This window comes from Arthrobacter sp. 1088 (genome assembly GCF_031455315.1).
GTDB lineage: Bacteria > Actinomycetota > Actinomycetes > Actinomycetales > Micrococcaceae > Arthrobacter.
In genome coordinates this window covers 16,571-40,276 of sequence record NZ_JAVDSM010000016.1, presented here as the reverse complement: position 1 = coordinate 40,276, position 23,706 = coordinate 16,571, and the positions used below count along the sequence as shown (strand labels likewise).

Below are 23,706 nucleotides of genomic sequence, written 5' to 3'. Positions count from 1 at the left end.
TGCCGGCTCATGACCACAAATGCGCTTGAACCAAAAATTCCCCCGGAACCAAAGTTCCGGGGGAATTGTTTGTGACCCCAGCGGGATTCGAACCCGCGTTACCGCCGTGAGAGGGCGGCGTACTAGGCCGCTATACGATGGGGCCTTGCACTTTTTTGTCACCGTTTCCGGCGAACAAGCTGAATGAGTATTTCATACTTTCAGCTCTCTTCCAAATCGGCGAAGCGATCTGGAATTCTGATTTTCCGCTGCAATAGCGCGGAATTTCAGAGCTGGGATACCAGGACTCGAACCTAGAATGACGGTACCAGAAACCGTAGTGTTGCCAATTACACCATATCCCAAAGTGACTTTCGGACCGGAGTTCGCCGCCGTGGTTTCCCTTGGCTTTTCCCTCCGTGCCCCTCAGCACGAGTAATGACTCTACCGGAGTCTTGCCACCTGCACAAATCGCGAAGCCGTTACCTGCATCACACGGATGTCAGGCCGCAGAAGGTGCCCTCATCAGCAGTCTCGACAACGAATCCACCTGACGCCCGGCGAACTCTTCGACTTCTTCCCCGGTCCTGTTGAGCCACACGCCAATCAGGCCGGCCGCAGTTGCGCCGTCAGCATCAAGAAGCCGGTTGTCCCCAACGTAGAGAGTCTCGCCTGGTTCTGTCCCCAGAAGCCGCACGCCCTCCAGGTAGATGGCAGGATGCGGCTTCGGCACGCCCACCGTATCCGTTCCTACGAGGATCTTGATCCTGGACAGGCCCGCGCCATCCAACTTGGCCCGTTGGTAGTCATGAACGTTGTTGCTGACGGCACCGTAGGGAATGTCCGCAGCATCGAGCGCATCCAGCACACCAGCTACGTCGTCGAAAGCGCGCACGTATGCCGTTTGCCGCTGATGGTACTCAGCAACCCACGACTGCGATTCCTCACCGTCTCCGAGCTCCACCCCAAAGTGGCCCAGGGCCGCCCTGCCCCTCAAAAGGCGCTGCTCATTGAAGGTCAGTTCGCCAGCAAGGTAGCGGTCATAGAAATGCGTTGTTTCGTGCGTGAAGATGCGGCCGAACTTCACCCACCCGACCTGGTCAAGGCCGGGCAGGAGATGCTCGCTAACATCACGCAGAGCCGTTGTCATGGCGTACTCAAGGTCCACCAAGGTGTCATCGATGTCGAACAGAACACCGCGGATAGTTCCGAAGGAGCTTTCAATAGCCATGACCGTTGCCGCTTAGCCCCGGAACGCGCGAACGCGGGCCAATGAAGAATCCTTACCCAGGATCACCATTGACTCGAAAAGCGGCGGAGAAATACGTCGGCCTGAAATAGCGGTGCGCACCGGCCCAAAGGCAGCTCGGGGCTTAATGCCCAGATCCTCGACCAAAGCCTGTTTAAGTGCCGTCTGAATGTTCTCAGCGGTCCAATCCTCTATGGGCTCCAACGCAGCAAGTGCCGCGTCAAGCACTTCCTGCAGGTTCTCCGGGAGCCCCTTGCGGGCGTCGTCGGCAACATCGATCGCGTCGTCCGCCTTGAAGAGGAAGGCCAACATTTCAGGGGCTTCGCCCAACAGGGTAATACGTTCCTGAACCAGCGGAGCCGCCTCAGCGAGGATCTCCTCCTGCCGGGCGGTAAGGATCTCCCCCACGAAACCTGCAGCCCGGAGGTACGGGACGAGCCGTTGCTTGAAATCCTCCGGCTCGAGCAGGCGCACATGGGTCCCGTTGATGGCCTCGGCTTTCTTAAGATCGAAGCGCGCAGGGTTACCCAGGACATCGTGGATGTCGAAGTTGGCCACAAGCTGCTCCACCGTGAAGATGTCCTCGTCCGCGCTCAGCGACCAGCCCAGCAGGGAAAGGTAGTTGAGCAGGCCCTCAGGGATGAAGCCACGCTCGCGGTGCAGGAAGAGGCTGGATTCCGGATCCCGTTTGGAAAGCTTCTTGTTTCCCTGGCCCATGACGTAGGGCAGGTGACCGAATTCCGGCATGTACTCCGCCACGCCGATGGCGTAGAGAGCCCGGTACAGTGCGATCTGCCGGGGCGTGGAGCTCAGGAGGTCCTCCCCGCGAAGGACGTGCGTGATGCCCATGAGGGCATCGTCCACCGGGTTCACCAGCGTGTACAGCGGAGCACCATTGGCACGCACAACCGCGAAGTCAGGCACGGAACCGGCCTTGAACGTGATTTCCCCGCGGACGAGGTCCTTGAAGGTCAGATCCTCATCCGGCATGCGAAGGCGCAGCACGGCTTCCCGGCCTTCGGCCTTGAACTGGGCAAGCTGTTCCTCGGTCAGGTGGCGGTCGAAGCCGTCATAGCCCAGTTTGGGGTCGCGGCCGGCCGCCCTGTGGCGGGCTTCGATCTCTTCCGGCGTGGAGTATGACTCGTAGACATGTCCCCCGGCCTTGAGCTTGGCGATGACGTCCTGGTAGATACCTCCACGCTGTGACTGGCGGTATGGCTCATGTGGGCCGCCTACCTCGACGCCCTCATCCCAGTCGATGCCGAGCCACTTCAGCGCATCCAGCAGCTGATGGTAGCTCTCCTCGCTGTCGCGGGCAGAGTCAGTGTCCTCAATGCGGAATATCAACTTGCCACCGGTATGGCGCGCATAAGCCCAGTTGAACAGGGCGGTGCGGATCAGGCCAACGTGCGGCGTTCCCGTAGGCGACGGGCAGAAGCGGACGCGGACTGGAGTCTCGGCGTTGACGGCAGGGATGGCGCTGGAGGCAGCGCTGGACGCAGAAGCAGTAGTCATAGTGCTTCAACTTTACCGCTTGATATCGGCCCGGTTCCCCGCCGGAAAGGCTCGACGACGGCACGCTGCTTTCGTACGAAAGCCGCGTGCCGTCGTCGGGCCCTATGCTCTGGTGCGGCCGCTAGCGGCGAACCACGGGGTTGGACAAGCGCCCGATGCCTTCAATCTCCACTTCGAAGCGGTCGCCCTCATTGACCAGGCCCACGCCGGCAGGCGTCCCGGTCATGATGACATCGCCCGGAAGGAGCGTAAAGGCCTGGGAGACGATCGAGACGAGCTCGCGCACGCCGCGAATCATCTGGTTGGTGCTGCCGTCCTGCCGAAGTTCACCATTGAGCCGGCCCTGGATGGAGAGGTCGTCCGGATCAAGTTCAGTTTCGATCCACGGGCCGAGCGGAGCGGAGGTGTCAAAGCCCTTGGCGCGGGCCCACTGGAGGTCGGTCTTCTGCACGTCACGGGCCGTGAGGTCGTTTCCACAGGTGTAACCAAAAATGACGTCGTCGGCGCGTTCCTCGGGGACGTCCTTGCAAATACGGCCGATGATGACGCAAAGCTCCGCTTCGAAGGAGACTTCATCAGAGAACTCCGGGAGGACGATCGGATCGTTTGGCCCGATGACGGAGGTGTTCGGCTTAAGGAAGAGCAATGGATGCTGCGGAACCTCGTTGCCCAGCTCAGCAGCATGCTCGGCAAAGTTACGCCCAACGCCGATCACCTTACTGCGCGGAATGATCGGGGCAAGGAGCCGCACATCCTCAAGCTTGTGCTTCACGTGGGTACGTTCGACGCCATTGAAGAAGGGGTCACCGTTGATGACAGTGATTTCCTCACTACCGGGCTCGCCTTCAACAACGCCATAAAGGGGATCAGAATCAACTACAAACCGGGCGATACGCATGGGCTCAAGCCTACCTTCCGGCGCATGGACGTTTGCCCGCTAACCGCGAAGGTACTCCAATTGCGCTGCGACCGACGTCTCAGCTGCCCACCTGACTGAAGGGTCGACGTCGGGATACACCGCATCAGTAACTGCGGCAATCGGCGCATCCTGGCCGAGCTGTGCCAACGCAGCCCTGATCTGGTCGAGCCGCTGCTGGCGATGTTCGCGGTACTCGCGGCATCTCACATCCAAGGCTGCAAGCACCGGTCCGTGGGCGGGAAGGAGCGTAGCCGGGCCCAGGGATTCGAGCCTGTCCAGACTGGCAAGGTAATCACCCAAGCGGCCATCGGGGTAGTCCAGCACAGTGGTGCCACGGCCCAGGATGGTGTCACCCGTCAGAACGGAGCCTGTGGGACCGTCCTCGGGGAGGTGGAAGCACAAGGAATCCGACGTGTGGCCCGGGGTGGCAAGGACACGGATCTCCACGCCGCCGGCACGGAGCACTTCGCCGTCCACGAGAGGCTCGCCACCGTGGCAGTACTCCGCGGCAGCAGCCCTGACGGGAGCGCCTGTCAGTTCATGGAACCTGGCGGACGCTGCAGTGTGGTCAGCGTGCCGGTGCGTAATAAGCACCACGTCCACCACCCCGGCCGCTGCCAGCTCAGCCAGGTGCCCCTCGTCTTCCGGACCGGGATCCACGACGGCAACATGGCCCGAATCCCCCGCGCTGATGACGTAGGAGTTGGTGCCATCCAGGCTCATCGGGCCCGGGTTTGGTGCCAGCCGGAAGCGGGTGAGAGTGCTGCTCTGCTGCAGCGCAGAGGTGTAATCGCCGGAAGGTGAGTCGCTGAAAGGTGAGTCGCTGGAAGTCCCCATGGATTCTGAAGTCACCGTCCCATCTTGCACCACTTCCGATCCTCGCTCACATCCTGTCCCGTTTCCACCGATCCTCGCTCACATCCTGCCCCGTTTCCACCGATCCTCGCTCATTTGGACTTCGACGGCGGGCTCACCGTTGACGTCAACCAACCCCTCCGCGTGTGAGAAAACATTCCCGCCAAACGCTCAGGATGTGAGAGAACATTCCCGCCAAACGGTCAGGATGTGAGAGAACATTCCCGCCAAACGGTCAGGATGTGAGAGAACATCGGGGGCATGGCAACGGCGGCCCTTCCGTTTGTCACCAAACAGAAGGGCCGCCGTCGTTCGTTTCAGTTGCGTCCTGAACTAAACCAGGCGGGTCAGCCAGCCGTGGGTGTCCTCGACGGTACCGGTCTGGATTCCCAGGAGTTGCCGGCGGATGGCCATGGTGGTTTCGCCTGCCTTGGCGTCCTCGGATCCGATGAATTCCGTGGCGTCCTTGAGGACACCGATCGGGGTGATCACGGCCGCCGTACCGCAAGCGAAGACTTCAGCGATTTCGCCGGAAGCAACTCCCTCGCGCCATTCGTCGAGTGTGATCTTTCGCTCGGAAACCTCGCGGCCCATGTCCTTGGCAACCTGGATTACGGACGAACGGGTGACACCTTCCAGGATGGTCCCGGTCAGTGCGGGGGTAACGAGCGAGCCGTCCTTCATGACGAAGAAGACGTTCATGCCGCCGAGTTCTTCCACGGCGTCGTCGTTGAATTGGTCCAGGAAAAGTACCTGCTTGCAACCGTTCGCTTCGGCTTCCTGCTGCGCGATGAGGGAGGCGGCGTAGTTGCCACCGCACTTGGCTGCACCTGTTCCCCCGCGGCCCGCGCGTGCATATTCACGGGAAATCCAGATGGAAACGGGCTTCAGTTCGCCACCGAAGTAGTTGCCGGCTGGAGAGGCGATAACGCGGAAGGATACTTCCCTGGCGGCCCGCACACCGAGGAAGGCCTCGGTGGCGATCATGAAGGGGCGCAAGTACAGAGCTTCACCGTCGCCGGAAGGCACCCATTCCTTATCCGCCTGCACGAGCTCGCGGATAGCACCCAGGAAGTATTCCTCGGGCAGCTCCGGGAGGGCCAGGCGGCGGGCCGATTTGTTCAGCCGCGCGGCGTTCGCTTCGGGGCGGAAGGTCCACACCGAACCGTCAGCGTGGCGGTATGCCTTCAGGCCTTCAAAGATCTCCTGGCCGTAGTGCAGGACTGCGGCCGAAGGATCCAGCGAGATTGGTCCGTAGGGCTCGATCCGGGCGTTCTGCCAACCGCCATTTCCATCGGCGTCGACTTTGTAGTCAACGACGGCGGTGTGGTCGGTGAAGTAATCGCCAAAGCCTGGGTTCGCCAGGACGGCTGCACGCTCCTCAGCAGATTTCGGGGTTTCCGAAAGCTGCTGGCTGAATTCGACGCCGTGGGCAGTCTGAGTCATGTTTCCTCCACAGTCAGCTACCTGGTAGCGCGAAACGGGTCCCGGAGGAAGCGGTTCAGCGGTGGACCAAGGAAGCAGGTAAATAATTCAAGACAAGCTTACGCCTGAGAAATGGGCCTAAAGTGCCGCCGCAATGGCATCGCCGATCGCCGCAGTAGAGCGCGGCTCGCCGGTGCGGCTTTCGACGTCGGCGACCACTGCCGCCTCGATCTTGCGGGCCGCCGTGGTGTAGCCAAGGTGGTCCAGGAGGAGCACTGCGGAGAGGATGGCCGCGGTGGGATCGGCTTTCTGCTGTCCGGCGATATCCGGTGCTGAGCCGTGGACGGGTTCGAACATGGACGGTGCTGTGCGGTCCATGTTGATATTGCCCGATGCCGCCAAGCCGATGCCGCCCGTAACGGCAGCTGCGAGGTCGGTCAGGATGTCGCCGAAAAGGTTGTCGGTGACGATGACATCGAAGCGGGAGGGGTCGGTGACCATGAAGATGGTTGCAGCATCGATGTGAAGGTAGTCGTGCGTGACCTCGGGGAATTCGCTGGCCACTGCTTCAACGGTGCGCTTCCACAAGTGTCCGGCGAAGACCAGGACGTTGTGCTTGTGGACGAGGGTGACGTGCTTGCGCGGACGTTCGCTGGCGCGGCGGAATGCATCCCGCACCACGCGCTCCACGCCATGGGCAGTGTTAAGGGAGACTTCGGTGGCAACTTCGTGCGGGGTTCCGCCGCGCAGCGTTCCACCGTTGCCCACATAGGGACCTTCCGTGCCTTCGCGCACCACAATGAAGTCGATGGTGCCGGGGTTGGCCAGCGGGCTGCCAACCGTTCCGTAGAGGCGTGACGGACGCAGGTTCACGTAGTGGTCCAGGCTGAAGCGGAGCTTGAGCAGCATCTCGCGTTCGATGATGCCCGAAGGAATACGGGTGTCGCCGGGTGCGGCGCCAACAGCACCGAAGAGGATGGCATCGCGGGTACGGAGGTCTGCAAGGACCTCGTCCGGAAGGGTCTCGCCCGTCTCAAGCCAGTGCTGCGCACCGAGCTTGTAGTGGGTCTGCTCAAGGGCAACGCCATCGGCGGCGACAGCCTTTTCCAGGACCTTGATGGCTTCGGCGATGACCTCGGGGCCAATGCCGTCACCGGGGATGACAGCGAGATTGATGGACGATGCACTCATAGGTCTATCTAGCCAAGCAATCCACATGTTGGTCAAAATCGTCTCACACTTCGAACAGGCCACCAGCACGAATCAGACCAGGGCATGACGCCCGGGCCCAAACCCAGCACATAGAGTCGTATCGTGGATAGAAGGCACGCGATATACGAATGGTTCCGGATCAACCGCTTCAAGGTAGATATGGCGGCAACGTGCCTGCTGGTCCTCTTGTTCGGACCTGTCTATCTCATGGCCGACCGCCCCTTGCTGTTTTTCTTCTCCTGCGGCCTGCTGTTGCCCCTGGCATGGCGAAGGACACGTCCCGTGGTGGCTGCCGCCGTCGTGGTTTTGGTGTGCCTGATCCAGTGGGCCGTAGGCGCGGAACCGGTGGCTGGCCAAATTGCGGTTCCGCTGGTCATCTACGCCACGGCCGCCTACGGGCCGGCATGGGCAAGCCGGACGGTCCTCTTGCTTGGCTTGCTGGGCGGCGTCATGCTCACTACGCGCGAATACTCGAGCCCCGCTGAGTCCGGCATCATGGGCCTTACCATTGGGGCCCTCTACACAGTCCTTATCTGGATGCTGGTGCTGGTCAGTTGGACGCTCGGCGATCTTACCCGCGTTCGACGGCTCCAGCTCCAGGCCCTTGAGGACCGGACCCGACGCCTTGAAATCGAACAGCAACAGGAGCGCCAGCTGGCCGCAGCTGATGAACGCTCCCACATCGCCCGGGAAATGCACGACATCGTGGCGCATTCTCTGTCCGTCATCATCACCCAGGCCGATGGTGCCCGGTACGCTGCCGCCGCCAAGCCGGAACTGGCCACCGAAGCGCTGGCCACCATCGCCGCCACGGGCCGGGACTCCCTCGGTGAGATGCGAAGGCTGCTCGGCGTGCTGCGCTCGGATGAGGCAGCACCGACAAGGCCCCAGCCGGGGCTTTCCGATCTCGACGAACTTCTGCTGGGTTTCCGCGCAGCAAGGCTGCAGATCTCCTTCGAAGAGCTTGGCATGCCTCGCCGGGCGCTTCCGGCCGGGGCCGAACTCACTGCCTACCGGATCATCCAGGAAGCACTCACCAACATCATGAAGCACGCAGGACCCCACGCCGGAGCGAGCGTGACGCTCACGTGGCAGGGTCGCGGTCTAGCGCTGAACATCGTCGACGACGGTCGGGGCGCCGCAGCTGATCCGCCCGCCGCAGGTGGGGGAAACGGGCTGCGGGGCATGATCGAGCGTATCTCCCTCTACGATGGTTCCTTGACCGCAGGCCCCTTGCCAGGCGGCGGTTTCCGTGTGTCCGCTTTCATTCCCTATTCGGAGGCCTAAGCCATGCCTGCACTCGCCGCACCCATCCGGGTGGCGCTCGTCGATGACCAACAGTTGGTCCGCTCGGGGTTCGGCATGCTGATTAATTCCCAACCCGATCTTCAGGTGGTGGCAGAGGCAGGCAACGGAATCGAGGCAATCCAGGCTCTTAACGCAGTCACAGCAGATGTCGTCCTCATGGATGTCCGCATGCCAGGTATGGACGGCATCGAAGCCACGAGACGCATTTTGGAACAGGCGGCCACCCAGCCCTCGGGCTCCCAGCGGGCGGAGGTCAAAATCGTGGTCCTCACCACCTTCGACCTCGACGAGTATGCTTTGGCTGCAATCCAGGCCGGCGCCAGCGGATTCCTGCTCAAGGACGCTCCGCCAGAGGAACTGCTGGAGGCCATCCGCACGGTCTACCGTGGCGACGCCGTCATCGCCCCATCCACCACTCGGAGATTGCTGGAGCACGTGGCTCCCCTGCTCAGAAAGCAGACACCGGAACAAAGCGGACACGCCGCCGCGGTCGAACGCCTCACTGCCCGTGAACGCGAGGTTTTCCAGCTGATCGCCCAGGGGCAGTCGAATCCGGAGATCGCCGCGGGACTGTTCCTTTCCGAGGCAACCGTGAAGACCCATGTGGGCCATATCCTGGCCAAGCTCGGAGCGCGGGACCGTGTGCAGGTGGTGGTCATCGCCTACGAGACAGGCGTGGTCGCCCCAGGAAGCTAGCTACGCCCCATCACGTGATCGCCGGCCTCAGACCACGGTATGAGCTGGACTTGCCCGGAATGGGTCCGTGGCCGGATCCGGCGGCGCATCCCCGGCACATAGCGTGAAAATATGACAACTTTCACGCCTCTCCCCCACCCAACAGGTAACGGTCGCCCCGCTGAAGCCGATGCAGCCAGGCCACGCACTGCCGTTGAAGCTTTCGCGCTGACAAAGGCCTATGGACGCGGCGATACCCGTGTCATGGCCCTGAACGAGGTATCGGTGGGCTTCGACGCAGGCAAATTCACCGCAATCATGGGACCTTCAGGATCGGGCAAATCCACGCTCATGCATTGCCTCGCCGGCCTTGATACGGCGGACTCCGGACGGATCGTCCTGGGCGGCACGGAGCTCACCGGGCTCAACGACCGCCAACTCACCGCCCTTCGACGCGAGCGCATTGGCTTCGTGTTCCAGGCCTTCAATCTGGTGCCCACACTGACAGCGGAGCAGAACATCACGCTGCCGCTCGCTTTGGCGGGAACAACCGCCGACGCCGGGTGGCTGGATACCGTAGTCAACACCCTCGGGTTGAAGGACCGGTTGAAGCACAGACCCCACGAGTTGTCAGGCGGACAGCAGCAGCGTGTCGCCGTAGCCCGAGCGCTACTGACGCGTCCCGACGTCGTGTTTGGTGACGAGCCCACCGGGAACCTGGACTCCAAAGCCGGCGGCGAAGTGCTTGCGCTCCTGCGTCGCAGCAGCCAGGAGATGGGGCAGACCATCATCATGGTGACCCATGACCCCGTCGCCGCAAGCTTTGCCGACCGCGTGGTGCTGATGAGCGACGGCGGTCTGGTAGGCGAGATCCAGAAGCCCACAGCCGAATCAGTTTTGACGGCTCTCGGCAAGCTGGGGGCTTAAGGCATGCTGCGCGTAGCTCTCTCCCAATTGACGACGCACTTCCGACGATTCGTCGCAATCGGGCTCGCCGTGATGCTGTCCGTTGCGTTCCTCTCCGCCACGCTGATGGTGGGCGCGAGCACCAATGCTTCGCTTGGCGCGAGTATCGGCGAGGCCTACCGTAACGCGGATCTTATTGCTACATCCAAGAACGGTGACGCCTTCAGCCAGGCAGCGGTGGATGCCGCGAGGTCCGCGCCCGCAGTCAAGGACCACTACGCCGAACGCTCCACTTACGTGACGTTCGTGGCCGGCGGCGGAGAACAGCAGGGCCGGCTTCGAAATACGGCGCCCTCACCCTTGGAGGGCGCGACCTTGTCCTCAGGTTCCATGCCGTCGCAACCCTTCGAAGCCGTGATCGACGTCAAGACAGCAGAGCATCTCGGACTCACGGTTGGAAGTACGCTCGAGCTGCACGGTGGAGGATCCGTCAAGACTGCCAAGGTGACAGTTACCGGCCTGATTCAAGCTACGAACGATCCGTTCTCGTCCTCGGCGGCCCAGCTTGTCGCTTCGGAGTCTGTCCTGGACGCGGTGCAGGATGCCGGAGCAGGATATTCGGGACTGCAGTTCGTCCTGCAACCCGACGAAGACGTCCCCGCAGCGAAGGAGTACATCGCGCACCGCATGGAAGCCGCAGGTGCCGACGCGCCTGTCCTGGAAACGGCCCAGGAGAAGGTCACCTCCACGGTCGCCATGCTCAGCGCTGGTCAGGACCAATTGACTATCGTCCTGCTCGCCTTCGCAGGTGTCGCTATCCTCGTCTCCACTCTGGTGGTGGCCAATACCTTCTCCGTGCTGGTGGCACAGCGGACCCGCGAATTGGCGTTGCTACGTTGCCTGGGTGCAGGCCGCTCGCAGATCCGCGGCTCCGTCATGCTGGAGGCCCTCGTGGTTGGCTTCGTCTCATCGATTCTGGGTGTCCTGGCTGCGATGGGCCTGATGACCGGGCTGGTCGCCTGGGCCAAGACACAACCAGAGCAAGCGTTCGCCACTCTGGCCATACCGCCGTCGGCAATCATCGCCGGGCTGGTCGCGGGAACCCTGCTGACCGTCGTCGCGGCCCTCGTCCCCGCCAGGGCGGCTACATCGGTCGCTCCACTGGCTGCGCTGAGGCCCGCCGACGACGCGACAGTTGGCAACCGTCGAGGAAATGTGCGGCTGGCGCTGGGCCTGATTGCCCTGATCGGCGGCGTATCACTGTTGATTTTCGGCAGCACCACGGTCTCATTGCTGGTTGCTTTGCTTGGCGGCGCGGTTTCCTTCGTCGGGATTCTGCTCTGCTCCTCATTGTTCATTCCCACAGTGGTGGCCCTCGCCGGCCGGTTGGCCGCCCCCGCAGGGGTGCCCGGCAAGCTCGCCGCCGTCAACGCGACGCGCAACCCGGCACGTACCTCGGCGACTGCCGCTGCCTTGCTGATCGGCGTAACGCTGGTTTCGCTGATGATGACCGGGGCCGCAACGTCACGGCAAGCGTTCAATGCAACGCTGGCCGAGAACTACCCTGTGGATCTCGCTGCCATCACCGCGGTAGACAGTTCAGCCGATCCAGCAGAAGCGATCTCGCGTATCAAGACACTCGACGGGGTCAGCAATGCGGTCCTCCTACCGGCCGTTGGGACCCTCGCCGAGTCCACGCCCGACGGAGGGAGGACCGTCTATTCGCTCTCGTCGGGCGATGCTGCCTCTATCCTCCGCGACAACAACCTGAAGCCGGGCCCAGGCACGGTCTACCTGCCCGAGGACTCCGCTGGAGGTCGCGCGACCATCACGACGGCGGCCGGCACAGCGTCTCTCGACGCGAAAGTCCTGCGGACCCGCCACGTCCCGGCCTTCGTGGAAAGCTTGAGCATCACAGCGGGTGCCCTCCCGGAAACGCCGGGCATGGTGTGGGTGAAGCTCGCTGATTCTGTGTCCAGCGAACAGGTTCAGGCCATTCAGAAGGAGATTGCCTCCGCCCTCGGCGTGCACGAGCGCACTGTTAGCGGCGCCGCCATCGAGCGCGTGACCTTCAACAGCATCATCGATGTCCTGTTGCTGGTGGTCACCGGCTTGCTGGGAGTGGCAGTGGTGATTGCCCTTATCGGCGTGGCGAACACGTTGTCGCTGTCCGTCCTTGAACGAACGCGGGAGAACTCCTTGCTGAGGGCACTGGGCCTGACGAAGGGCCAGCTCCGGGGAATGCTCGCGATCGAGGCCGTCCTCGTAGCTGGCGTGGCCGCAGTCCTCGGTGCGGGCATCGGCATTGTCTACGGCTGGCTGGGAGCGCAAGCTACCCTTGGCGGCGTCGCAGATGTGGTTCCCGCCGTACCGTGGCTGCAACTGCTGGCCGTGTTCGGCGTCGCTGTAGTGGCTGGTTTGCTGGCCTCCGTGATTCCCGCCCATCGGGCAGCACGACTGTCGCCTGTGGAGGGTCTGGCCACGGCCTAATTCTTCTCTCACATCATCACGCGATACGAGAATTGCTCTCTCACTTCCCTCACCCGAGGGGGAGGAAGTGAGAGAGCAATTCTCGTTAATGGCTGTTATGTGAGAGAACGTTATGCCTCGGCTGGTTCCTCGTAGCGGGGGAAGATCGGCGTCGGAGCGGGAAGTTCAGTTCCCGCGACGATCGGCGTTGCGATGGCAGCAAACTGCCTGGCTTCGCCTTCGGGCTGTCCGAGCACCTCAAGAAGCTTCGCGGACGAGGAAGGCATCACCGGCTGGGCGAGGATCGCCACGATGCGGACAACTTCCAGGGTGACGTAAAGCACGGTATTCATCCGCTCGACGTCGGTCTTCCGCAGCACCCACGGGGCCTGCTCGGCGAAGTAAGCGTTGGTGTCGCCAAGCACTGTCCAGATAGCCTCCAGGGCCCGGCTGAACTCCTGCTTGTCAAAGGCGCCCCGGGCGGTAGCCAGCAATTCTCCGGCCTTGGCAAGCAAGGCATTGTCCTCAGCCGTGAACTTTCCGGGGACAGGAACCTTGCCCTCACAGTTCTTCGCGACCATGGACAACGACCGCTGGGCAAGATTGCCGAAGTTGTTGGCCAGGTCCGAATTCATGCGGCCCACGATAGCCTCGTGGTTGTAGCTGCCATCGGCACCAAACGGGACTTCCCGGAGGAAGAAGAAGCGGCACTGGTCCAGCCCGTACTGCGCCACGAAGTCCTGGGGGGCGACGACATTGCCCAGCGACTTGGACATCTTCACGCCGTTGTTGGTCAGGAAGCCGTGGATCATGACGCGCTTGGGCAATGCCAGGCCTGCGCTCATGAGGAAGGCCGGCCAGTAGATCGCATGGAAACGGGAAATGTCCTTGCCGATGACGTGGACATCGGCTGGCCAGAACTTCCTGAAGGACTCGGACTCCACGTCCGGGTATCCGGCGCCGGTCAGGTAATTGGTCAAGGCATCCACCCAGACGTACATGACGTGCTTCTCATCGCCCGGAACAGGGACACCCCAGTCAAAGGTGGTGCGGCTGATGGAGAGATCCTCAAGCCCACGCTTCACAAAACTGATGACCTCGTTGAACCGGGACTGCGGCGCACCAAACTCAGGCTGGGCCTCATAGAGGGCCAGGAGTTTCTCCTGGTAAGCGGACAAGCGGAAGAAGTAGCTCTCCTCGGCAGTCCAGGTGACGGGGGTGTCCGTCTCCTTCGAGTACCGGAGGCCGTCTTCCTTCACAACGGTGTCGTCCTCGACGTAGTACGCTTCGTCGCGGACCGAGTACCAGCCCTCGTACTTGGACAAGTAGATGTCACCGTTCGCTTCCATCTTCTTCCAGATGGCTTGCGACGCCGTGTAGTGGTCCGGGTCCGTGGTGCGGATGAAACGGTCATGGGAGATTCCCAGGTCCTGGCTCATCTGCTTGAACGCCGCCGAGTTGCGATCCGCGAGCTGCTTGGCAGTAATGCCTTCCTTCTCGGCCGACTGCTGCATTTTGAGCCCGTGCTCGTCCGTGCCGGTCATGAAGAACACCTCATGGCCGTCGAGGCGCTTGAACCGCGCCATGGCATCAGTCGCGATGACCTCGTAGGCGTGTCCGATATGAGGCACGCCATTGGGGTAGCTGATGGCCGTGGTGATGTAGAACGGGGATTTCTCTGCAGACGTCACTCTAAGAAGTTACCTTTTTTTCGGATGGAATGACTGAACCGGCCGCAAATGACGGCCGGTCCGGTCTGTGCCGGATATCCCGGCGAAGGAGCAGTCTTGCGGACTAGTTCAGTTCGGTCAGCGTATCGCTGAGCCGGACCAGTTCGTGGTCGTGTGAAGCCACGAGCACAGCGATGCCATCGTTGGTTGTGTCCTTCAGGATGCCGATGATGCGGTTGGCTGCAGCACGGTCCAAGCTGGCGGTGGGCTCATCCACCACCAGTACGCGGGTTCCCAGGATCAGGGCCCTCGCAATTGCCACACGCTGGCGCTCACCGCCGGACAGCTGGGCGGGACGGTGCCGCATGCGGCGTCCGAGGCCCACCAGGTCCAGGAGGTCCTTGGCCATCTCCGTGCGCTGTTCAACTTCTCCATCCGGCACGGCGGGCAGCAGCACGTTCTCGAGGGCACTCATGCCGTCGATCAAGGCGCCGCCCTGATCGACGTAGCCAATCAAGGCACGGCGCCTGTCGGCGATCTCGTCGTCGCCCATTGACGCCAGGGACTGGCCTTCCCAAAACACGGTGCCCGACGTCGGCAGGGTCAGCCCGGCGCTGACGGTCAGGATACTGGTCTTGCCCGAGCCGCTTCGGCCGGCGATGCAGTGCATCTCGCCTGCGTGCAGGGTCAGGTTGAAGTCATCCACGACGTCGACTTCCTCGGCGCCGCCCTTGTCTCCGCCGTAGTGGATAGTGACGCGGCTAAGCTCCAAGGGTGTCGCGTGGTCGGACGCCCGGACAATGGTGTTGGCACGGGTCTGCAGCGACTCGTCCGTGGATTCCGGGGTCGCCGTCAGCTCGGGGTTGAGGTTGTCAGTCATTTGACTACTTTCGTTGCAATCGGAATCCAGCAAATTACGGCCAGCAGTCCGGCCAGCCCGGCCCAGAGTGCTGCGTACGGAGCAAGGAGCAGCCCCAGTCCAAGGGCACCAAGGACACCCAAGGGAAGCGCCACGGTGCCGACAAGTGCATTTTCAAAGAAGCGGACCTGGCCCAGCATGTCCGGGTTCCAGCCCATGGCACGCAAAGTGCCCAGATACTCGCGCTTGGCGTGGAGCTCGAACCGCCCGGTCACGAGTGTGAGCAGCAGACCCACAACCACACCAAACACGGCGAGGATCACGCTTGGCAAAGCAATGCTCGCGGCCGCCAGCCCACTCAAAGCACTGGCCCCTGCTGCCCGGGGGATGTCGATCAACAGTGCGATCAAGGCCCCCACTGCGGCACCGAAAACGCCCACAGCCACGGCCAGCGAGACAGAATTGAACCGGTTGGTGGTGAGCTGCCTGTTGGCGAACGTCAGGGGCGAATCAACAGTGACGAGGCGTTCATCATGCTGGGGTTCCTGGTCTACCACCACGCGGTGGCGCAACTGCTGGGCAGCCAGCAAGGCAGCGCCACTGTAGATGATGAGCATGGTCACCGAGACGATCACCGTGGCAAGGTTCCAACTGAGCAGGCTCAAAATGATCCCCGCGGCGGCCAGGGCAGCCGCGCCCACGGCAAACTCTTCCAGCACCCAGGACCTGACGCGCTTCTGCGTCCAGCCCATTGCCCTCAGGATGCCAGCTTCGCTCCGGCGCTGCCGGATGTAGCTGACGGTCGAGGCACCAGTGAGTAGCGTGGCGCCCAGAAGCGTCAGGAAGAGAAGGGTGATGTTTGTCCCTGTCAGCGAACCCGAAACGGCGTCAGCAGCATCCTGCCGAACCCAGGACTGCTGGACTGTGCCCAGCGGTGACTCCTTGCCGGCGTCGTCCTTGCTGTATCCGGGGACGAAGATATTGGCGTCTTCGCGGGCGGAACCTGCCACCACGGTCGCTTCAAGGCCCAGTTCACGGATCTGGGCGGCCAGCTTTTCGACCTCCGGCTGCGCCTGCTTCCACGTTCCAGTGGCGTTGGCGCGGACGCGGATGGCGTCGATGACGTCGGCGTTGGTGTCATAGCCACGGGCTGCGGCCAGGCCGTAATAGTCAGTGATGGCGCCGGCCGACTGGCTGACCAGACCTGTGGCGCTCAGTGATGGCTTCAGGACCGTGTCATCGGCGTCTTTGCCCTCGGCATCCTTGCTCAGTGTCATCGGAGCTGGGTCATAGCCGCCCAATGGGAGCTTGTTAACGTCACCGGCTGCGGCCTGAACGTCTGCCGGATTAAACGTGCCGTACACCATCGGCATGGGAGTGGCGGGCTTTTTTCCGGTTTCCAGGTCTTCCCGGTAGGAACGCTCATCCACAGGCTTGCGCTGGGTCTGGTCTACGGCTGCGCCAAAGGACGACTTTTCCGGAAGGCGGTTGACTGTGACCCAGTCCCCCGGCGTTGCTGTCTTGTCCGAAGCACCATTGGAGGCTTCGTCGCCCTCCTTGTACTTCGGGGCTGCAGCGAAAGCAGTACTCCAGGTGGCCGGGTTGTAAAGCCCCTGGCTGAAGGAGGCAGTACTGCCCAGGAGCTGGCTGTGGTCTGTTGAACCCGGCCATTCAAGGGCAAACGGGGCTTTGGAAACGAACGGCAGGTAGTCCTTGTCCAGGGACCGCGTTACAGTGCCGACTTCGTTGACCACCTTGCCGTTGTTATCGATTTCCTCGATCTTGACCGAGTACTTCAGGTCCAGGGACGTCCCCGAGCGAACAATCAGCGGAATGGCCTGGGAATCGTCGGTCAGCAGTCCGTCGCGCTTTGCCTGCTGGTACTGCGTCATCAGGGGAGCCCAGTACTTGAGCTTGACACCAAGGAAATCAGGTCCTTCTTCAAGCTGGTCCATGCTGAGGCCGCTGGTGAAGAGACTTTCGAAATGGCGGCCAATAGCGCCCGCATTGCGCGCGTCCGCTGGCGGAGCCTTTTCCAAGGGTGCAAGGAAATCACCTGCGGAGCCCAACAATGCCCTCTCGGAGGCAGGGTCGACGGCGACGACGGACTCAGTCACCTCCGGCGCCAATGGAAGTGCCACCGAAAGATTGAAGAGGTTGTGCTCCGAGCCGAGTGCGGGAGCGGGGAACTTAATTCCGGTTTCGCCGTCCGGACCTGCGATCCGGACATTCGAACCACCGGCAGCCTGTTCCTGGATCAGACGGCCCTTGCCCAGGGTCCCTTCGGCGCTCGTCTTGAAAAGGGTTTGCTGGTTGACGCCATCGGAGCTGGTGGCGGAGGCCGTCAGCCGGTACTTCTTGGGCGTGTCGGACAAAACGGATTCAGCTGCGGGCCACTTGCTGGAATCCATGGCCGAGGGGTCCCCTGCAGTTATGCCACCGGCAAGGCCGGCGTTGTACCCAAGGTAGTCCATGGCATTGAGGCGCGGAGCCTCGAGGTTCTGCGAAACCCGCGAAACGAGGCTGATGGGAGCAGCGACCGCCGTCTGGCCCATGGTGCGGATTTTCTCGAGCTGCTCAAAGCTGATGCCGCCCTGCCCATTGGCGATTTCCGGCTGGATCAGAGCACCGCCGTCCCCGTCCTGTGAGGGGTCCGGCTTTGCCTGGACCAGGATGTCGTAGAGTCCCCGCGAGTTCTCATCCACAGTCCTGTTCAGAGCGGCCTGTGACTGGCTCTGGACTAGGACGGACAAGCACATCGCGACGATCAAAATGGCCGCGGTCAGCAGCAGCACACGGCTTCTGATGAACCTTTGGACGGCGTTCATTGGGCTCCCTGAGACCTTGATTGCGGGCGCGCACACATGCTCCGTGAATCTTTGAAAAACACAAAGGAATCCCGGGCTCTATGTGCAAAAAGTAGTGGCCGGCCTGCTGCCGGGTCCGAATCCCGGACCAAGCCATTGTAAGCAGACCGGCCACCGTTGCGTGTCAGTGGTGTGTCCCCGGCACGCGAAGTTGGCTGATGAGGAGCAGTCCTAGTCCTCCAGGTCCACCTCGCGGACCATATCGGCGCCAATGCCCGCCTTGATGGCTTCCAGGACCTGCTGCGGAACAGAACTGTCGATGGTCAGGAGCGCAAGCACCTGGCCTCCCTCGGTCTGGCGTGCAACCTGCATGCCGCCGATGTTGATGTTGTTCATGCCCAGGATGTGGCCGATGGTGCCAATGACACCGGGACGGTCCGCGTAGGCCACCACCACCAAGTGCTCACTGATGGGGATTTCGACGTCGTAGCCGTTGACGCCAACGAGCTTCTCAACTTGCTTGGGTCCCGTCAGCGTACCGGCAACGGAGATCTGGGAACCGTCGCTGAGCGCACCGCGGATCGTGAGGACGTTGCGGTAGTCCTCGGCGTCCGGGGTGGTGATCAGACGGGTATTGATTCCGCGCTGCTCTGCGATGACGGGGGCGTTGACGTAGGAGACCTGCTCCGTGACAACATCGGCGAAGACGCCCTTCAGGGCAGCCAGCTCAAGCACCTTGACGTCCAGCGCGGCAATCTCGCCGGCAACCTCGACGTCGATCTGGGTCAGCGACGCATGGGTCAGCGCCGTGAAGATCCGGCCGAGCTTTTCGATCAGCGGGATACCCGGACGGATGTCCGGAGCGATCACACCGCCTGCGACGTTTACGGCATCGGGCACGAGCTCGCCGGCAAGGGCAAGGCGTACGGACTTGGCCACCGAGACGCCGGCCTTTTCCTGGGCTTCGTCAGTGGATGCGCCGAGGTGCGGGGTAACGACCACGTTGTCCAGTTCGAAGAAAGGCAGATCCGTGCTGGGTTCCTTGACGAAGACATCCACGCCGGCACCGGCAATCTGGCCTTCCTTCAGCGCGATGTAGAGTGCTTCCTCATCCACCAGGCCGCCACGGGCCACGTTGATGACGTAGGCCGTTTCCTTCATCTTGCGGAAGGCGTCGGCGCCGAGCATGCCCACCGTCTCGGGCGTCTTGGGCATGTGGATGGTGATGAAGTCGGAGTTTTCCAGGAGTTCATCAAGGGTGACCAGCTTGACCCCGAGCTGTGCGGCGCGAGCGGCGGTGATGTAGGGGTCGTACGCCAGGATCTCCGTTTCGAATCCCTGAAGGCGGGCTGCGACAAGGGCGCCGATACGGCCCAGGCCGATAATGCCGATCTTCTTCTCGAAGAGTTCGATGCCCGTGTACTTGGAGCGCTTCCACTCACCGTTCTTCAGCGCGGAGCTAGCCTGGGGAATGTGGCGGGCAAGGCTCAGGATGTGGCCGACCGTCAACTCGGCTGCTGAAACGATGTTGGACGTCGGTGCGTTGACGACCATGACACCGGCCTGCGTTGCGGACTTGATGTCCACGTTGTCCAGTCCCACGCCGGCCCGGGCGATGACCTTAAGGTTCTTCGCCGCGGCAATGGCTTCGGCATCAACCTGGGTAGCCGAGCGAACCAGGATTGCGTCGACGTCGGCGATGGCGGACAGCAGCTGGGAACGGTCGGCGCCGTCGGTTTGGCGGATTTCAAAGTCCGGACCCAATGCCTCGACGGTGGCGGGTGAAAGTTCCTCAGCGAGGAGGACGACGGGTTTGGTGGCTGACACGGGGTGGCACCTTACTTTGGACAACTTTGGGACAGTACTGGACAAGGAGCGGATGCGCCGGGCCCGGACACGACGCCGGGACCAGCCCAGAATATCGAACCTGGACAGGGATTCCGGTGCCGGTGAACGATGTTACGGCCCGGTTGAGGTTGTTGTGAAGAAATTCACAGGACGCTGTGTTGGGAGGAGCGGCTGCGAAACAGCGACGCCCGCCCGGCTTTGTTCGCCGGACGGGCGTCGCTTCCAGTGCCCAGGGCACTGGGCAAAGGATCAGCGGGCTGCGGAGCCTTCGACGTAGTCCTGGTCCTGCTGCTGCCAGGAGAACAGGGAACGCAGTTCGCGGCCAACCTCTTCGATCGGGTGCTGCTCTGCCTTGGCACGCAGTTCCTTGAACTCGACGGCACCGTTGTCCTGGTCCTCGATGAAGCGCTTGGCGAAGGCGCCGCTCTGGATGTCCGCGAGGACAGCCTTCATGTTTTCCTTCACCTCGGGAGTGATCACGCGGGGGCCGGAAACGTAGTCGCCGTACTCTGCGGTATCGGAGACGCTCCAGCGCTGCTTGGCGATGCCACCTTCCCACATGAGGTCAACGATGAGCTTGAGCTCGTGAAGGACCTCGAAGTAGGCGATCTGCGGCTGGTAGCCGGCTTCGGTGAGGGTTTCGAAGCCGTACTGGACCAGCTGGGAAACGCCGCCACAAAGGACCGACTGCTCGCCGAAGAGGTCGGTTTCGGTCTCTTCGGTGAAGGTGGTCTTGATGACACCGGCGCGGGTGCCACCGATGGCCTTGGCGTAGGACTTGGCCAGCTCCCAAGCGGAACCGGATGCGTCCTGCTCAACAGCGATGATGTCCGGGATGCCACGGCCGGCTTCGAACTCGCGGCGCACGGTGTGACCCGGAGCCTTCGGAGCGACCAGGATGACGTCAACGCCTGCAGGGGGCTCGATGTAGCCGAAGCGGATGTTGAAGCCGTGGGCGAAGGCGAGTGCCTTGCCTTCGGTCAGCTTGTCCTTGATGGAGTCGTTGTAGATCGAGCGCTGGTGCTGGTCCGGCGCGAGGATCATGATGACGTCTGCCCATTCAGCGGCGTCGGCAACGTTCTTGACAGTGAAGCCGGCGTCTTCTGCCTTGGCGGTCGACTTCGACCCTTCCTTCAGCGCGATAACAACCTCGACGCCGGAATCGCGCAGGTTCAGTGCGTGCGCGTGGCCCTGGGAACCGTAGCCGACGATGGCAACCTTGCGGCCCTGGATGATCGACAGGTCTGCGTCGTCGTCGTAGAACATTTCAGTCACTTGCGTAACTCCTCTTGAGTGGTTTCTGGATATTGATGTGGTGCTGCGGTACTGGACGCAACGCTCGGCATGGCATGCTAACGCGGCCTATGCCTGTTTCCTACGCGGAGCGGAGCGCCCTGTCACTCATGGAGCGGGATCCCCGTCCAACGGCCAGGGTGCCGGACTGCACGATTTCACGGATGCCGAACGGCTCGAGCACTGAGAGCAGTGCGGCGAGCTTCTCGGGGGTACCGGTTGCCTCGATCACCAACGAGTCTGTAGACACGTCGACGACGGCGGCACGGAACAGGTCTGCAGCTTGGGTTACCTGCAGGCGTGTCGCGGCATCCGCACGTACCTTGACCAGGATGTGGTCGCGTTGTACGGAAGATTCGGAAGTCAGCTCAACGATCTTAATCACGTTGATCAACTTGTTGAGCTGCTTGGTGACCTGCTCGATGAGGTCGCCGTCGGCATCGACGACGACCGTCATGCGGGACATGCCGGGAACCTCGGTGGGTCCCACAGCCAGTGAATTGATGTTGAACGCGCGCCGGGCGAAGAGGCTGGCTACGCGGGTCAGCACGCCGGGCTTGTCTTCGACCAGAACGGACAGTGTGTGGCGGCTCATGCCTAGTCCTCCTCTTCCCATTCCGGGGTCATATTGCGGGCAACCTGGATCTGGTCATTGCTGACACCTGCCGGCACCATCGGCCAGACCATCGAGTTGGGGCTGACGACAAAGTCGATCACGACCGGGCGGTCGTTGATTTCAAGTGCCTTCTGGATGGTGGCATCGATGTCTTCGTCCCGCTCACAACGCAGTGCGGCACAACCATAGGCGTCCGCCAGCTTGACGAAGTCCGGAATGCGGACGGTGTCGTGGCCGGTGTTCAGATCCGTGTTCGAGTAACGGCCTTCGTAGAACAGTGTCTGCCATTGGCGGACCATGCCCAGCGAGGAGTTGTTGATAATGGCGACCTTGATCGGGATGTTGTTGATGGCGCAGGTGGCCAGTTCCTGATTGGTCATCTGGAAGCAGCCGTCGCCGTCAATGGCCCAGACCACGCGGTCCGGCTCACCAACCTTGGCACCCATGGCTGCCGGAACCGAGTATCCCATGGTTCCGGCTCCACCGGAGTTCAGCCAGGCGTGGGGGCGCTCGTACTTGATGAACTGCGCAGCCCACATCTGGTGCTGGCCGACGCCGGCCACGTAGATACCCTCCGGACCTGTGAGCTCGCCGATGCGCTTGATCACGCGCTGCGGTGCCGTCAGTCCGTCCTCGGGTTCAGTCCAGCCCAGGGGGTAGGTGTCGCGCAGGTTGCCCAGGAACGCCCACCATGCATCCAGGTCCGGTGCACCGCTTTGCTCGAACTGCGTCTTCACGGCCTCGGTCAGTTCCGGAATGATCTCCTTCACCGAACCGACAATCGGGACATCGGCCGTCCGGTTCTTGGAGATTTCCGCGGGATCGATATCCGCGTGGATCACCTTGGCGAAGGGAGCGAACGTCTTCAGCACACCTGTAACGCGGTCATCGAACCGGGCACCGAGGGTAATGAGGAGGTCTGCCTGCTGCAGGGCGGTGACAGCAGATACGGAGCCGTGCATGCCCGGCATTCCAACATGGAGTGGATGCGAGTCAGGGAAGGCGCCGCGGGCCATCAGCGTGGTGACTACCGGCGCTCCGGTTGCCAGCGCCAGCTCCATGAGTTCTGCAGAGGCGTGTCCCTTGACCACACCGCCACCCACGTAGAGAACAGGCTTGCTGGAGGCAGCGATCAGCTTGGCAGCTTCGCGCACTTGCTTGCTGTGGCCGCGGACCACAGGACGATAGCCCGGCAAGTCAACTTTCGGCGGCCAGGAGAAAGTCATCTGGCCTACCTGGGCGTCCTTGGCGATGTCAACCAGGACGGGTCCCGGGCGGCCCGTGGACGCGAGGTGGAAAGCTTCTGCCATGACATGCGGAATGTCGTTGGGGTCAGTCACCAGGAACGAGTGCTTGGTGATGGGCATGGTGATACCCACGATGTCCGCTTCCTGGAAGGCATCGGTGCCGATGACTCCGCTGGAAACCTGGCCGGTGATGGCCACCATCGGCACGGAATCCATGTGGGCGTCCATGATGGCGGTAACGAGGTTTGTGGCACCGGGTCCCGAGGTGGCGATGCAAACGCCAACCCGTCCGGTAACCATGGCGTAGCCTTGCGCGGCGTGGCCGGCTCCCTGTTCGTGACGGACCAGGATGTGATTCATGCTGGAGGCCATCAAGGGGTCGTAGGTGGGCAGGATCGCGCCACCGGGCAAACCGAAAATATCGTCCACGCCGAGTTCTTCGAGCGAACGGACAATTGCTTGCGAGCCGGTCATCACCGTTGGGGGTACAACGTTGTTCGGCCCAAGTACAGGAGAGAGAGGTGCAGCAGTGTCGACGACGACGGCCTCAGCCGTACGGTCGACCTTATCCGGAGCCTTTGGGGCTCCAGCGGACTTTGCAGCCATCAGCGAGGGGCTGATCGGCGATCCTTTGCTCATCGGACTCTTCCTTAGTGGATCTTCGATTGATGGGTCTTGCTTCGGGGAATAAAAAAACCCCTCAGCCTTCCGGCTTTTCGAGGGGTTGCGCGTGACAGTTCGTTACCAGTCGGGCTAAGCCACGCGCTTGGTAAGTACGACGACGCCGACGGTAACGAATGAGATCATGCGTTCAGTGTTCCCTCTAAGTGAGATACGTGTCAATTGACCACCAT

The 23,706-nt window shown here is 62.1% G+C and carries 17 protein-coding genes and 2 tRNA genes; 4 read left to right on the top strand and 15 right to left on the bottom strand.

The window, feature by feature from the left end; translation table 11 throughout:
* Positions 1-72 precede the first annotated feature (72 nt).
* The 8 genes from J2Y41_RS20455 to J2Y41_RS20420 form a co-directional block, all read right to left on the bottom strand.
* A tRNA-Glu gene (locus J2Y41_RS20455) sits at positions 73-145 on the bottom strand.
* 127 nt (positions 146-272) lie between these two features.
* A tRNA-Gln gene (locus J2Y41_RS20450) sits at positions 273-344 on the bottom strand.
* 137 nt (positions 345-481) lie between these two features.
* Positions 482-1,210: an HAD family hydrolase gene (locus J2Y41_RS20445; protein WP_309931255.1), complete on the bottom strand. Its 729-nt coding sequence runs from the start codon at positions 1,208-1,210 to the stop codon at positions 482-484.
* Between the two features lie 12 nt (positions 1,211-1,222).
* Positions 1,223-2,743: a glutamate--tRNA ligase gene (gltX, locus tag J2Y41_RS20440; RefSeq protein WP_224090829.1), complete on the bottom strand. Its 1,521-nt coding sequence runs from the start codon at positions 2,741-2,743 to the stop codon at positions 1,223-1,225.
* A gap of 121 nt (positions 2,744-2,864) precedes the next feature.
* The gene (locus J2Y41_RS20435) at positions 2,865-3,641 is read right to left on the bottom strand and encodes a fumarylacetoacetate hydrolase family protein (RefSeq protein ID WP_309931253.1); all 777 of its coding nucleotides are present in this window, start codon (positions 3,639-3,641) and stop codon (positions 2,865-2,867) included.
* 39 nt (positions 3,642-3,680) lie between these two features.
* Entirely contained in the window at positions 3,681-4,499 is an 819-nt protein-coding gene (locus J2Y41_RS20430; protein WP_309931336.1) for an MBL fold metallo-hydrolase, read from the bottom strand.
* Positions 4,500-4,850: 351 nt separating this feature from the next.
* Positions 4,851-5,963 (bottom strand): branched-chain amino acid aminotransferase, encoded by a 1,113-nt coding sequence (locus J2Y41_RS20425; RefSeq protein WP_224164606.1) that lies wholly within the window; start codon positions 5,961-5,963, stop codon positions 4,851-4,853.
* A gap of 117 nt (positions 5,964-6,080) precedes the next feature.
* The gene (locus J2Y41_RS20420; protein WP_224090841.1) at positions 6,081-7,133 is read right to left on the bottom strand and encodes a 3-isopropylmalate dehydrogenase; all 1,053 of its coding nucleotides are present in this window, start codon (positions 7,131-7,133) and stop codon (positions 6,081-6,083) included.
* Between the two features lie 180 nt (positions 7,134-7,313).
* Here J2Y41_RS20420 and J2Y41_RS20415 point away from each other — a divergent pair, with 180 nt between their 5' ends.
* The 4 genes from J2Y41_RS20415 to J2Y41_RS20400 all read left to right on the top strand — a co-directional run bounded on the left by J2Y41_RS20415 (position 7,314) and on the right by J2Y41_RS20400 (position 12,533).
* A complete protein-coding gene (locus tag J2Y41_RS20415; RefSeq protein WP_396133573.1) occupies positions 7,314-8,441 on the top strand; it encodes a sensor histidine kinase in 1,128 nt (375 codons plus the stop codon).
* Between the two features lie 3 nt (positions 8,442-8,444).
* Positions 8,445-9,158: a response regulator transcription factor gene (locus J2Y41_RS20410; protein WP_224090843.1), complete on the top strand. Its 714-nt coding sequence runs from the start codon at positions 8,445-8,447 to the stop codon at positions 9,156-9,158.
* Positions 9,159-9,269: 111 nt separating this feature from the next.
* Complete coding sequence (locus tag J2Y41_RS20405; RefSeq protein ID WP_224090844.1) at positions 9,270-10,064, top strand: ABC transporter ATP-binding protein; 795 nt, start codon at positions 9,270-9,272, stop codon at positions 10,062-10,064.
* A gap of 3 nt (positions 10,065-10,067) precedes the next feature.
* Entirely contained in the window at positions 10,068-12,533 is a 2,466-nt protein-coding gene (locus tag J2Y41_RS20400; RefSeq protein ID WP_309931248.1) for an ABC transporter permease, read from the top strand.
* A 110-nt stretch (positions 12,534-12,643) separates the two neighbouring features.
* On the opposite strand, the gene metG is transcribed toward J2Y41_RS20400, so the two are convergent.
* The 7 genes from metG to J2Y41_RS20365 form a co-directional block, all read right to left on the bottom strand.
* A complete protein-coding gene (gene metG, locus J2Y41_RS20395) occupies positions 12,644-14,203 on the bottom strand; it encodes a methionine--tRNA ligase (protein WP_309931246.1) in 1,560 nt (519 codons plus the stop codon).
* 103 nt (positions 14,204-14,306) lie between these two features.
* Positions 14,307-15,062, bottom strand: a complete 756-nt coding sequence (locus J2Y41_RS20390; protein WP_224090846.1) for an ABC transporter ATP-binding protein — start codon at positions 15,060-15,062, stop codon at positions 14,307-14,309.
* A complete protein-coding gene (locus J2Y41_RS20385; protein WP_224090847.1) occupies positions 15,059-17,869 on the bottom strand; it encodes an FtsX-like permease family protein in 2,811 nt (936 codons plus the stop codon). Before J2Y41_RS20385 ends, J2Y41_RS20390 begins: the two co-directional genes overlap by 4 nt.
* 210 nt (positions 17,870-18,079) lie before the next feature.
* Positions 18,080-19,675, bottom strand: a complete 1,596-nt coding sequence (serA, locus tag J2Y41_RS20380; RefSeq protein ID WP_216923891.1) for a phosphoglycerate dehydrogenase — start codon at positions 19,673-19,675, stop codon at positions 18,080-18,082.
* A 270-nt stretch (positions 19,676-19,945) separates the two neighbouring features.
* Entirely contained in the window at positions 19,946-20,971 is a 1,026-nt protein-coding gene (gene ilvC, locus J2Y41_RS20375; protein ID WP_263422257.1) for a ketol-acid reductoisomerase, read from the bottom strand.
* Between the two features lie 100 nt (positions 20,972-21,071).
* Entirely contained in the window at positions 21,072-21,584 is a 513-nt protein-coding gene (gene ilvN, locus J2Y41_RS20370; RefSeq protein ID WP_216923893.1) for an acetolactate synthase small subunit, read from the bottom strand.
* 2 nt (positions 21,585-21,586) lie between these two features.
* On the bottom strand, positions 21,587-23,491 hold the full coding sequence (locus tag J2Y41_RS20365) for an acetolactate synthase large subunit (protein ID WP_224090848.1): 1,905 nt from the start codon (positions 23,489-23,491) through the stop codon (positions 21,587-21,589).
* Positions 23,492-23,706: the final 215 nt, after the last annotated feature.

Excerpts from the sequence above, each read along its gene's own strand:
- J2Y41_RS20445 (WP_309931255.1), bottom strand. The coding sequence starts at position 1,210 with ATGGCTATTGAAAGCTCCTTCGGAACTATCCGCGGTGTTCTGTTCGAC.
- gltX (WP_224090829.1), bottom strand. The coding sequence starts at position 2,743 with ATGACTACTGCTTCTGCGTCCAGCGCTGCCTCCAGCGCCATCCCTGCC.
- J2Y41_RS20435 (WP_309931253.1), bottom strand. The coding sequence starts at position 3,641 with ATGCGTATCGCCCGGTTTGTAGTTGATTCTGATCCCCTTTATGGCGTT.
- J2Y41_RS20430 (WP_309931336.1), bottom strand. The coding sequence starts at position 4,499 with ATGGGGACTTCCAGCGACTCACCTTTCAGCGACTCACCTTCCGGCGAT.
- J2Y41_RS20425 (WP_224164606.1), bottom strand. The coding sequence starts at position 5,963 with ATGACTCAGACTGCCCACGGCGTCGAATTCAGCCAGCAGCTTTCGGAA.
- J2Y41_RS20420 (WP_224090841.1), bottom strand. The coding sequence starts at position 7,133 with ATGAGTGCATCGTCCATCAATCTCGCTGTCATCCCCGGTGACGGCATT.
- J2Y41_RS20415 (WP_396133573.1), top strand. The coding sequence starts at position 7,314 with ATGGCGGCAACGTGCCTGCTGGTCCTCTTGTTCGGACCTGTCTATCTC.
- J2Y41_RS20410 (WP_224090843.1), top strand. The coding sequence starts at position 8,445 with ATGCCTGCACTCGCCGCACCCATCCGGGTGGCGCTCGTCGATGACCAA.
- J2Y41_RS20405 (WP_224090844.1), top strand. The coding sequence starts at position 9,270 with ATGACAACTTTCACGCCTCTCCCCCACCCAACAGGTAACGGTCGCCCC.
- J2Y41_RS20400 (WP_309931248.1), top strand. The coding sequence starts at position 10,068 with ATGCTGCGCGTAGCTCTCTCCCAATTGACGACGCACTTCCGACGATTC.
- J2Y41_RS20390 (WP_224090846.1), bottom strand. The coding sequence starts at position 15,062 with ATGACTGACAACCTCAACCCCGAGCTGACGGCGACCCCGGAATCCACG.
- J2Y41_RS20385 (WP_224090847.1), bottom strand. The coding sequence starts at position 17,869 with ATGAACGCCGTCCAAAGGTTCATCAGAAGCCGTGTGCTGCTGCTGACC.
- ilvN (WP_216923893.1), bottom strand. The coding sequence starts at position 21,584 with ATGAGCCGCCACACACTGTCCGTTCTGGTCGAAGACAAGCCCGGCGTG.
- J2Y41_RS20365 (WP_224090848.1), bottom strand. The coding sequence starts at position 23,491 with ATGAGCAAAGGATCGCCGATCAGCCCCTCGCTGATGGCTGCAAAGTCC.